Here is a 9,662-nt window from a genome sequence, read left to right on the forward strand (position 1 = left end):
TTACACAGCGGATAAGTTGGGTGCAAGGGCCGGCGGGCGGGCTCAGCTCGGAGACTTGGCCTTCCGCCGCTTGGGAATGTCCACGCCCTTCTTGCGCTGGACCGCGGCGACGGAGGCGACCGAGCGGGCGGTCGTCTTGGCGTCGGGGAACTCAGCGACCACCCTCTCCACGATGGCGGCATAATCCAGCGTCTCGTCCATCAGGAGCGCCTCAACCAACCGGCCGATGGTCCGCTTCGGTTCGGTCGGCTCGGCTTCGGAAGCGCCCTCGGCCGGTTCGTTGGCAGGCTCGGTCTTTTCGGCGACCTCGGACTCGTCAGCGTCAGGCGCCGAAGCGCCGAGCGCCCGGGAGTTCGCGGGGACCGCCTCGACGATGATCGCCCCCGAGCGCTCGGCCTGCTTCTTCTGCGCGAGGTCCAGCCGGCCGCAGAAGCCGAGGACGCCCCAGCCATCCGGGCCCTCGACCAGGACGGCGTGAGTGTAATCCCTGTCGGTCGTGCGCGTGTGTTGGGAGCCGTCGGGGGCGACGGCGAGATAGGTGGTCTTGGCCATGATCGAAGTCCCGTCAAAGGCCCCGGGGATCGGAGCCGATGAATGGATCGTGTCGTGCTCTGCGGGCTTCGCGAGCCCCCTTTGCGGGCTCCCGCAGCAACCATCTTCAAGTGAACGGCGCGCCTGATCGCACGCGTTCTCCAACCCTCGCACCAGCGTCGCAAAGGCCTGAAGCGCGTCGCCCGTGGGTGCGGGGGCGCTCGGGATCGAGTTTTCCATCTTGCTCATCCTTCCTCAGAATCACCTGTAGCCGCACCGAGTGGTGCGAGCGGTGCGGTTTTCTCAGATAACTGGACTGGACGGCAATCCTCATGTGGTGCAGTTCTCACAAAAAATGTTGGAGGCCACTATGGGGCGATCGCACAGGCTCAGCGTTTCGTTGGATGACGATCTCTACGAGGCCCTCGCGCTCGAAGCGGAGGAAGCCGGTCGTTCGCTGGCGGATGTCATTCGGGATCGCCTCAGAGCCTCGGTGTTAGGCGATGGCGCCGTGGGAGAGGTCCGCAACGTTGGCGAGTTGGCTGAGAGCCTGCTGGCCCAGGGTCTCACCAACGAAGCGGTCCTGACGGAGGTGAGGCGGCGCCTTCCAGACGCCAAGACGTCCCTAGCTTCGGTGGCCTGGTATCGGTCCAACATGAAGCGCAGGGGGCTGTCTGTGATCTCTCAGGTCGAGGCCAGGCGCAAAGCGGCCTCGGCGCTAAAATGAGAATGGCGCCCGCGATCCTTCAAGTTTGATCGCGGGCGCGTAGGAGCGGGACCAGACTAACGAGCAGGAAGAGGGGTCCCTCTCCTATCCCGAATACGCTGCTGGGAGCGATCAGCGCAGAGGGGCGGCCGCGGCCAGGCCGGCCCGCGTCTCCGCGATCTCGTCCTCGGCGATCTCGAGCGACATCTGATAGGCGCGGCTCGCGGTCGGATCGGTGGCCGCGAGGTAGTTCGCCTTGTGCATGTCGCAGCCGTGCTCCTGCATCAGTTCCTGGACCCGCTCCTGATACAGGTCGTCCGCGCGCTTGCGCAGGTCGCGGAGGCGATTGGTGGACTTCGCGACGGAGTCCTCCAAGGCCTCCAGGATCGCCAGGTGTTCCGCCGCGCTCATCGCACCCATCCTTCCGGCTTGAGCTGCTCCAGGCGCGCCGCGCGCCCCTCGATGTCCCGTCGAAGCTCGGAGCCCTTCCGCTCGTGCTCTTCGGCCTGCTCGACCAGCGCGTCGATGATCCGCCGCTCCTTGGTCGCCTGCCCGTGGGTCCACTTGTCCTGCATGACGGCTTGCCCTTTCATCGTTTCGCGACCGTGGGGATCACATTCTCAAGGCTCTTGCGAAGGGGGCGCTGACGGGCGCCGGTGGCCCGCGGAACCTGCATGTCCTTGCTGGCGCCGGGCGCGCTATGCCAAGCGGCCCAGCGCATCGCGGGGCCGATGGCGTTCGAGAGCCGACCGCCGTCGCTCTCGCCCGCCATCCGCGCGGAGCGCGAGAGGTCCAGCGACGCGAGGTGCAGCCTGTTGTGGGCATCCTCCAAGGCTTCGAGGGCCTCGTCGATCGCCGAGGATGCGTCGAGGAACTCGTCCACCTGCGCGTGCATCCTGACGAGCGCCTCCTGGCGGTTCTGCTCCTGCGCCTTCTCGGCCTCGTCCGCTCGCCGGCGCCGAAGGACGGCCAGCGCTTCGCCCAGGTCCGAATGCTCGCCGAGGAGGCGCCGGCGTTTCGCCCGCATCTCGGCGACCTGCTCGCTCTGGCCCTCGCCGTCGGCCACGCGCTCGGCGATCTCGCCATCCAGCCGGGCGACCTCGTCGTCAAGGACTTTGGCGCGGGCGGCCAGCGATTGTTCGGTCTCGGGCATGTCTGCTCTCGGCTGCTCGTTCTTCACATCGCGCCCGCATGCATGCGGGCGATACCTGACGAGCATGTCGTCGCCGAAATCGGCTCGTAAGCCAGCGCTTGCCGCCTCGGCGCCAAAAAACGGTGCCTGGTTCGGTGCTCAGTCGATGGGGGAAGGTCAAAGGGCCTTGTTTCGTTGGGCCACGGAGGCCTTGAGCTCTTGATCCAAAGTTCTCGGGTCGCGCCGCCCCGCCTGTTTCTTACCTCGAAACGAGGTCTTCCAGGAGTTGCAGGTCGACATTGGGGATGCTGGCGAAGAAGAGCGGGTCGGCGTTCAACTTGGACCTATACCATCGCACGCTGTGGGCGCTGGGGACCCTCAGGCCCTCGCGCTCGAACGCCAGCATGACTCCTCTCACCCAGCCCCGAGGAAAGGCTATGCTGCCGGTAATCGCGTAGGCGGCCAGAAGCAGCCCCACGATGCTTGAGGCCTGGCTGGCTAGAGGGTCCAGCGGAGCGTCCTGAAGAGCTTCGGCGATAAGGGCGTCCGCTTCCGCCTGCCGTTTGGTGGCAGTCGGCAGGCCGCCGCAAGAGGGGCCCGCGAAGGCGAGCCCTGAGGGAAGACCCCGCCAGGTCTCCAGCAAACCCGCCTTCTCGGCCCTGTCCCGAGCGTAGGAGGGAGTCACGCCCAACCGTTCCGCGGCCTCGCGTTTCGTGGCGCTGGTCGCCAGCACCTCTTCAAGCCGGCGTTTATCCTCTAGCGACGGTGTCATGCCTGCCTCATATTGCGTCGCGGCGGCCCGCGTAGACCGTCGAATGAAGCGCCCAGGATCGTCCAAGAACGCTCGAGCGCCCGAGTAGCGCCTTCCTCAGACTTCGAGCGCCTCGGGCCCCAGGGGCCACCCTATCGCCCCGGGCGACGCCTTTCGGGACGACGCGCTCAGGAACGCGGAATGGCCTTCGCCACGGGGAGCTTCTCGACGAAGGGGCGAAGATCTCGGCCGGCAAGCCCCGCCACGATCTCCCTGTCACCCTCCTCCGCCAAGGGTGTGACCACTCCCCGTTCGGCCTCATCCCTGAGCGATCCGACGCCGTTCCCCGGGGCGCATCTGACGCGAACCCCTGCCATCCTGTAACACCCGTCGGCGCCGACGAACTGGACATAGACGTCAGCCATGGTCCAGCTCCTCGCATTCGGCGTCTTCCGCCCCGCCTGCATCGATGCGGTTCCCATCAGGGTCGACGAGAACGACCTTATGGGTCCGCTCCGTCACGTGGGGCGTCGAATTGATGGAGACGACGTTGGTGACCGGCGAAGAAGGGGGCTCGAGAGCGGATCGCATTTCCCGCCGGGTCCCGTTCAGGTCCCGCAGGGGGATGGTGCTGACCTTGATCCTCTCGAAGCCGTCGTCGAGGACATAGTTGCCGTCGCCATCGCGCTTGTATTCCCACCCGCCGTCGAGATGCATCTCGATATGCTGGTCCACCTTGAAGCCAAGCCGGGTCGCCCGATCCTGCGAGGCGAAGGCGAGCGCCTGCTGGAGGCGCCGGCCGAACTCGGGGTCCCGCTCCCTGTGCCGATACAGGGCCACTCTGCTCATGCCCGCCCTGCGGCACGCGTCCGAAAGGTTCCCTCCAGTATCTAGGACCAGCGCCAGAAATTCGTCGGCGCGCTCAGGGACGGCCAGGATGGCGGGACTGTCGCCCGGAAGCGGGATGATCCGATCCGCCGCCCTGTTGTGACTATCGCCCATCCTTCTCGACCCTCCGCTCGGTGTCCAACTCTGTGCTCGCGAGGCCTGGCGGCGCATAACCCATTGCCCATGAAGGACTTCTGGGCGCGACGCCCTCTGATCCTTGATCCCTGGGCCTCCAGGTTCGGCGGGGACTGAGAGGGCGGACGCGGCGACCATGCGCGTGCGCGAAGCAGATTGCCGTCATGCGGGCGCCTAGTAAGCCAGCAATTAAGCCCCTGTAGCCCCTGCAACCCCTGCGCCCCCTGTAACGCCTCGCCGAAAAAAAAGGTCGATGGGACGCGAGGCAGGGGTGAAGACTAGGCGCGCACTGGCGGGAAATTCAGCGAGGGGCAATACGCCAAAGCGTCTCTAATGCACCAAGGGGAAAAGCTAGGCGACTTGCCTTTTATCTTTTTATTTCATTGCTTTAGTCAGAATAAGACACCTAGGCGCCTAAGACATCTAGCTCTAAGTCATATACGGACGCCGTGCACCGAAACCACGCTGTGCACCGAAATGCCTGAGGGGGCAACGCGCTTACGATCAATTTATATATAACTACTACTTCTAGGTGTCTTGGTGCATTATTCAACATAAGGTCATGAAATGAATAGAAAAATGCCAAGACCCCATGGCAAGACATGTAGCAAGACACGTCTGCCCTAGGTGTCTTGGCCCTTCCGCCTCAATTGAGGAGGTCGAATTCTTCCTTGGTTGCGATGCCCTGCATGTCCATCCAGGCGCGCGTTCTGTCGGCCGCCCCCGCCTCCTTCCATTTGTCGTGATCCTGGACGGACCAGAGCATAACCGCGGGCAGGCTGGGATTGGTTTGCCTGGTATGGCGTTCGCATCCGGCGGCCTGGAGCGCGAGCTTCAGGGCGGACTTGTGCGGACGGGTCGAAGCGGGAAGCGCCGCCCATGCATCCTCGAAGCGGAACAGGTCGTGCCGCAATGGGCCGGTCCTCGAGGCCATCCACTCTGCGACTGTGCTTTCCACCTCGTTCATCGAGGCTTCCCGCATCTCCGCCTTGGCGGTCGTCATCGGCGCGCGGCCCTTCGGGTTCAGTTTGGGCGCGTGCCTTTCGAGCCGATGCTTCCAGGCGGCGGGGCCGTCCTTGCTCTCGATGAAGGACCACAGCCTCTCGTAGTAGGAGGCCTCGCGAGGTTCGGCGGGCGAGAAGATCACCAGCCATCGCCTGTCCCCTTCCTCAAGCCGCATGGCGTTCTTGTGGTTGGTGAAGCACATCATGTTCAGGTGGTTGGGGATCGAGTAGAGCGGCGCCCCCTTGTCTTCGATGCGCAGGGTTTCGTTGGTGATGACGGGCTTCAGCTTGTTTGCCAGTTCAAGGCGGCCGTTCGTCATCAGCTCCTCGACGATGGCTAGGGACGCGCCCTCCTGCCACTTGGTCCACCTCTCACGGAGCTCGTCAGGGCTGGGTTCGGCTACGTTGGCCGCGCCGATGATCCGTTTCAGCAAGACGCCGAGCGCCGTCTTGCCCGTGCCCTGCTGCCCCTGGATGAGCGGGGCGAACATCACCTTCAACTCCGGACGGCAGCAGACGAAGTGCATGAAGTCCAGCACGTGGCCCCGTTCGACCGGATCGGGAAAGAGGTATTCCAGGTGCCCCTCCATGACGGAGACGTCGCCCTCCCTGGACGCCACGCCAGACGGTCGCCACAGGTTGTAGGTAGATTTCCCCAGAACCTCCTTGGCTGCGGGAACGTAGGCCATAGCCTCGAAACGCCTGACCGGCGTCTTCCCCTTATACACCCGCGACACCAGGTTGTGCTCTGGGTCCAGGCTGGCGTAGAGCGAGTTCCACTGGTCCGGCTTGAACTGTTTGAGATCCTCGCGACGGACGAAGCGCATAGCGTCCGCCACGAAGACCCATTCGGCCATGTGGTCCTTGGGCGATTTCGGCGCCTCGGCGCCTAGGTCGACCTCGAGGTCGTCGTCGAAGTCGTCCGCGGCGTCCCCCGTCATGCCGGGGATAGCGTCCTCGCGGCCGGCGTCGCGCAGCGCCTTGTGCAGCGTGCGATAGGTCACGCCGTCCGCCCTGGAGGCGTCCAGGCTGTCCCACCTGCGGCCGATGATCCAGGCGTCTTCCGCATACCTGGGGTCGCCGGTGGACCACTCCACGAACTCCGTCCTGCCTTCGCCGGCGGTGGCATGATGGCAGGCCTGCATGAGGGTGAACCAGGCCGCATGGTCCTGGAAGTTCCCAGGCTCCAACGCGCCGAGCATCTCCGCCAGCTCTTCGGCCGTATGGTGGCCAGGATCGACGGGGGCGCCGACGGACCGCTCGGGCCTGCGGGCGACGTCGAGGATGGCCTCCGGCGCCTCGGGCAGGCCCAGGAAGATGTCGTCGGGATCGGCCTCCCACACGCCTTCGACCCTCAGCCACTCATACGGCCTGCCCTGCTCCGGATGGATCGATCCGGGGGCCACGACCTGCCTGCCCCTGGTCTTGAACTCGACGCCCGGAAAGGCTTCCAGGCTGTCGATCAACAGGACCTCGACGGGCTTGGTCAGGTAGATATGGAGACCGCCGCCGCCGGTTCGAACGGCGGGCCAAAGCCGAGGATCGGCGCCGGTCCAGAGGATCAACTCGTCGAAGGCCGTCCCGCTGGGATCATTGCGAGGATCGTAGTCGATGACCAGGTGCTCGGAGCCCAGCCGAACCCCCACGTTGATCCCCGTCTTCGCCGCTTCGGCCATGACCTGGTCCGCGACATAGGAGCGTCGAACCCAGTCTTTGTCACGTGGACGCTTTCCGTCTTTTCTGTCCCGCCCCTGCTTGTCGCGGCTGGTTCGGTTCCAAGGGTGAAGCGGGATCAGGGGAAAGCCGGCGTCGGCCAGCGGGCGCATTTGCGACGTATCGACGGACATCATTTGCCCGCCCTCCGCCGCTGGAGCCAAGCCTCGCACTCGGCCTGGGCGTAGAAGATGGCGCCCTCGACGCGCTCGAACGCGGGGCCATACTCGAGGTCCTTCTTTCGAAGGCTGCGATACTGGGCCATCGTAGCGACGGTCAGGCCGCAGAATTCGGCGGCTTCCCGCGCGTCGAGCCAAGCGTGTTTCGCTGGTTTTTCTGCGCGAGCGGGCGCGTTATCATAGTCCATGTTCGACCCTGTAGGTTCTGGGCGCCTAGCTCCAAGGCGCAGGGGTTGGGCGGTCAGTTGTCCAAACTGTCATTCGGCGCGGTGGTGTTGCTGGACCACCGCGCCGACGTTCTTCAGAATGTCGAGTTCGACTCTTGCGGGTGACCAGCGAAGCGCAGCGGAGCGCAGCGGAGCGCAAGACGCTGGCTGCCTGAGGCCTGTTCGCTCACCTGCAGGAGTTTCGATCAGCTCTCCGCCCGACCGCTCTCGATGCGACGCGCCCACTCGAAGACCTCTGGGCCGAGGTGCTCAAGATCTAGAGGCCGGTTCGAGTTCAGGAGCCCCTTGGCGTCGGAGTAGTAGTCCCCCGAGCGCACGTAGAAGATGCCCCACACGCTGGCGAGGATATTGTCGACCAGCCAGTGATACTTGCCTAGGCCCGCATCTTCGGCGGCGTCTTCCAGACTCTGGCGAACCGCGAACCTCGCATCGCCTTCGTCTTTGAACGGCGGGTGGCGCGACAGGATTTCCGCCGACCTATTCATGAGGTAGACGCAGGCGTTCCAGTCGTCGATGGGCCAGTCGTTCAGCGACCCCGCGGGCGGTTTCTCCGAGGTCCTCATCGCTGGACCTCCCCACGCGCGAAGGCGTCGAGGTCGTCTCGGTGGTAGCGCACGAGGCGCCCGCCGACGAGTTTGTAGTTGGGGCCCTTCCCCTGGCTCCGCCACACCCTCATCGTCGCGGGGCGGAGCGTCAAGTAAGAGGCGGCGGCGTTGGTGTCCATCCAGGGGGATGTGAAGGTTTCGGCACCCTCAAGAGAGCCGTTTCCGACAGACATGCAAGTATCCCGCATAAGGGTTTCATACGATGTTCCCCTGCGTTCAGTGTCGTAAGCCGCCCACTCGCCGCCGAAGGCGAGATCGAGAGAGCGGTGTTTCATGTGATTGTCGTCAATGTTCGTCGAGGCATGCAGAGGTGTGTTGAGGTATACCGAAGCGTGCGAGGGGGAAGATACTAACGTTTGCAACCCCCTTCGCATATTTTCGCCCTCTAGGCGGACGTGACCGCCGCTCCCTTCAGGACCAGGTCCTCGAAGGCCTGGGCGTGAGGGCGGAGGCTCTCGACGAGCATCTGCGGATGCACATAGCCGCCCGTCGCCCCTGGCAGGCGTTGACCGAGTAGAAGGGCGGACTCGGCGTATCCGACGCCTGCGGCGATCATCATGGATCTGGCGACGTGGCGAAGCCTGTGAGGCGATGGGATGCCGCTGCGTTTGGGCTCCTCGATGTGGCCGCTGGCGCTGGACGGGCTTGGCCATATCCAAAGCGAAGCCAGCGGCTCATCTTCCCGCATTCTGTTTTCGAGCGCCTGCGATAGCCAGCGTCCAGTCGGAAACATGAGCGACCCGCCCGTCTTCATATGGGTAAAGGTCAGGATGCGGCGGTTAGGGTCGAAGTCGGCCCGACGCGCTTTCAGCAAGGAGGATCGCCTGGCCCCTGTCAGAAGGAACGCCCGCTGAAGATCGCGCATGACGGGCGAAAGAGCATCGGTGCTGGACCAGAACGCCGCCAGGTCCAATTCGTCCACCTGCCTTTTCGGCGTGGTCGGCAGGCGCAAGGCCTCGACCGGATTGCCCTGGATGCTCTCGTCCAGCCGCATCGCCGTATTGATGGATGCCCGAACCGTCCTCATCACTGAGGCGGCGGTGGTGCGGCCATGCTTGCGCTCGAGGGTTTCGAAGAGCTCTCGGCACTCGCTCCTCGAGATGTCGGCCACCGCCCGTTTCCTGAAGCGGGCGAGGTAGTGGTCGAGGTGGTAGCCATATCCCTTGACCGTAGCAGGAGAGAGGTCCCGCTCGGCGATATGGGCTTCAAGCGCCTTCTCCAGCGTGATGCCGGTCTCCTCAGGCTTGGCCGCAGGGTCCACCCCCGACTGGATGGTGGACATAATGGCCTTCGCTCTGCGCTTGGCCTCGGCCAGGCCGATCCTGTCGGTCCTGTCGATCTTGACCCTCACGGTGCGCACATGCCGCCCGTTCCGTCGCACGTCGCCCTGGCAGGCATAGGACTTGGTCGTCTTGTGGCAGATGACCATCAAGCCTTTGACTTCGGTGTCTCTCCAGATCCCGCTGCCTAGCGGCAAGGCCCGTATCTTGGCCTCGGTAAGTTTAGTCACGGCCATCCTGCCGCCTCCTCGAACAAACACAGCGCCGAGCACCGAACCGGCATAGTTCTGGACTGCCTTCGGTTGCTCTCGATGAGCGCTATATTGTCAAGAATAGAAGGGGGCGCGGACCACGATTTACCTGAATATGCCTCAGCATAACTGGATCGTGCGAACTCTTAATCAGCGGGTCGTAGGTTCGAGCCCTACATCACCCACCAAATTCCCCCCAGGGGAATGGCGCACGAGGCCTCCGAGCGATCGGGGGCCTCGCGTCGTTTCGGGGGGGCGTT

Annotated in this window: 13 protein-coding genes; 1 reads left to right on the top strand and 12 read right to left on the bottom strand. The window is 64.4% G+C overall.

Going from position 1 to position 9,662, the window contains the following annotated elements:
- Nucleotides 1-42 precede the first annotated feature (42 nt).
- A complete protein-coding gene (locus tag P2H44_RS03340) occupies nt 43-780 on the bottom strand; it encodes a hypothetical protein (RefSeq protein WP_275761992.1) in 738 nt (245 codons plus the stop codon).
- 121 nt (nt 781-901) lie between these two features.
- On the opposite strand from P2H44_RS03340, the gene P2H44_RS03345 reads away from it, so the two are divergent.
- Nucleotides 902-1,258 (top strand): ribbon-helix-helix protein, CopG family, encoded by a 357-nt coding sequence (locus tag P2H44_RS03345; RefSeq protein ID WP_275761994.1) that lies wholly within the window; start codon nt 902-904, stop codon nt 1,256-1,258.
- Nucleotides 1,259-1,369: 111 nt separating this feature from the next.
- On the opposite strand, the gene P2H44_RS03350 is transcribed toward P2H44_RS03345, so the two are convergent.
- From P2H44_RS03350 to P2H44_RS03400, 11 genes are all read right to left on the bottom strand, one after another.
- Entirely contained in the window at nt 1,370-1,648 is a 279-nt protein-coding gene (locus P2H44_RS03350; RefSeq protein WP_275761995.1) for a hypothetical protein, read from the bottom strand.
- On the bottom strand, nt 1,645-1,812 hold the full coding sequence (locus P2H44_RS03355; RefSeq protein ID WP_275761996.1) for a hypothetical protein: 168 nt from the start codon (nt 1,810-1,812) through the stop codon (nt 1,645-1,647). Before P2H44_RS03355 ends, P2H44_RS03350 begins: the two co-directional genes overlap by 4 nt.
- 14 nt (nt 1,813-1,826) lie before the next feature.
- The gene (locus P2H44_RS03360; RefSeq protein WP_275761997.1) at nt 1,827-2,390 is read right to left on the bottom strand and encodes a hypothetical protein; all 564 of its coding nucleotides are present in this window, start codon (nt 2,388-2,390) and stop codon (nt 1,827-1,829) included.
- A gap of 238 nt (nt 2,391-2,628) precedes the next feature.
- Entirely contained in the window at nt 2,629-3,141 is a 513-nt protein-coding gene (locus P2H44_RS03365) for a hypothetical protein (protein WP_275761998.1), read from the bottom strand.
- A gap of 167 nt (nt 3,142-3,308) precedes the next feature.
- Nucleotides 3,309-3,545 carry a hypothetical protein gene (locus P2H44_RS03370; RefSeq protein ID WP_275761999.1) on the bottom strand — a complete coding sequence of 79 codons (237 nt, stop codon included), beginning with the start codon at nt 3,543-3,545 and terminating at the stop codon, nt 3,309-3,311.
- Nucleotides 3,538-4,122 (bottom strand): hypothetical protein, encoded by a 585-nt coding sequence (locus P2H44_RS03375; protein ID WP_275762000.1) that lies wholly within the window; start codon nt 4,120-4,122, stop codon nt 3,538-3,540. The genes P2H44_RS03370 and P2H44_RS03375 overlap by 8 nt, the downstream gene beginning before the upstream one ends.
- A gap of 667 nt (nt 4,123-4,789) precedes the next feature.
- The gene (locus tag P2H44_RS03380; protein ID WP_275762001.1) at nt 4,790-6,997 is read right to left on the bottom strand and encodes a bifunctional DNA primase/polymerase; all 2,208 of its coding nucleotides are present in this window, start codon (nt 6,995-6,997) and stop codon (nt 4,790-4,792) included.
- On the bottom strand, nt 6,994-7,227 hold the full coding sequence (locus P2H44_RS03385) for a MerR family transcriptional regulator (RefSeq protein ID WP_275762002.1): 234 nt from the start codon (nt 7,225-7,227) through the stop codon (nt 6,994-6,996). The genes P2H44_RS03380 and P2H44_RS03385 overlap by 4 nt, the downstream gene beginning before the upstream one ends.
- 224 nt (nt 7,228-7,451) lie before the next feature.
- Entirely contained in the window at nt 7,452-7,829 is a 378-nt protein-coding gene (locus P2H44_RS03390) for a hypothetical protein (protein WP_275762003.1), read from the bottom strand.
- A complete protein-coding gene (locus tag P2H44_RS25485) occupies nt 7,826-8,245 on the bottom strand; it encodes a helix-turn-helix domain-containing protein (protein WP_345798971.1) in 420 nt (139 codons plus the stop codon). Before P2H44_RS25485 ends, P2H44_RS03390 begins: the two co-directional genes overlap by 4 nt.
- An 11-nt stretch (nt 8,246-8,256) precedes the next feature.
- Entirely contained in the window at nt 8,257-9,387 is a 1,131-nt protein-coding gene (locus tag P2H44_RS03400; RefSeq protein ID WP_275762004.1) for a tyrosine-type recombinase/integrase, read from the bottom strand.
- Nucleotides 9,388-9,662 lie beyond the last annotated feature (275 nt).

The sequence above is a fragment of the Albimonas marina genome (genome assembly GCF_029223255.1).
Lineage (GTDB): Bacteria > Pseudomonadota > Alphaproteobacteria > Rhodobacterales > Rhodobacteraceae > Albimonas.

Excerpts from the sequence above, each read along its gene's own strand:
- P2H44_RS03380 (WP_275762001.1), bottom strand. The coding sequence starts at position 6,997 with ATGATGTCCGTCGATACGTCGCAAATGCGCCCGCTGGCCGACGCCGGC.
- P2H44_RS03385 (WP_275762002.1), bottom strand. The coding sequence starts at position 7,227 with ATGGACTATGATAACGCGCCCGCTCGCGCAGAAAAACCAGCGAAACAC.
- P2H44_RS03400 (WP_275762004.1), bottom strand. The coding sequence starts at position 9,387 with ATGGCCGTGACTAAACTTACCGAGGCCAAGATACGGGCCTTGCCGCTA.
- P2H44_RS03350 (WP_275761995.1), bottom strand. The coding sequence starts at position 1,648 with ATGAGCGCGGCGGAACACCTGGCGATCCTGGAGGCCTTGGAGGACTCC.
- P2H44_RS03345 (WP_275761994.1), top strand. The coding sequence starts at position 902 with ATGGGGCGATCGCACAGGCTCAGCGTTTCGTTGGATGACGATCTCTAC.
- P2H44_RS03375 (WP_275762000.1), bottom strand. The coding sequence starts at position 4,122 with ATGGGCGATAGTCACAACAGGGCGGCGGATCGGATCATCCCGCTTCCG.
- P2H44_RS25485 (WP_345798971.1), bottom strand. The coding sequence starts at position 8,245 with ATGCGAAGGGGGTTGCAAACGTTAGTATCTTCCCCCTCGCACGCTTCG.
- P2H44_RS03365 (WP_275761998.1), bottom strand. The coding sequence starts at position 3,141 with ATGACACCGTCGCTAGAGGATAAACGCCGGCTTGAAGAGGTGCTGGCG.
- P2H44_RS03390 (WP_275762003.1), bottom strand. The coding sequence starts at position 7,829 with ATGAGGACCTCGGAGAAACCGCCCGCGGGGTCGCTGAACGACTGGCCC.
- P2H44_RS03360 (WP_275761997.1), bottom strand. The coding sequence starts at position 2,390 with ATGCCCGAGACCGAACAATCGCTGGCCGCCCGCGCCAAAGTCCTTGAC.
- P2H44_RS03370 (WP_275761999.1), bottom strand. The coding sequence starts at position 3,545 with ATGGCTGACGTCTATGTCCAGTTCGTCGGCGCCGACGGGTGTTACAGG.
- P2H44_RS03355 (WP_275761996.1), bottom strand. The coding sequence starts at position 1,812 with ATGCAGGACAAGTGGACCCACGGGCAGGCGACCAAGGAGCGGCGGATC.
- P2H44_RS03340 (WP_275761992.1), bottom strand. The coding sequence starts at position 780 with ATGAGCAAGATGGAAAACTCGATCCCGAGCGCCCCCGCACCCACGGGC.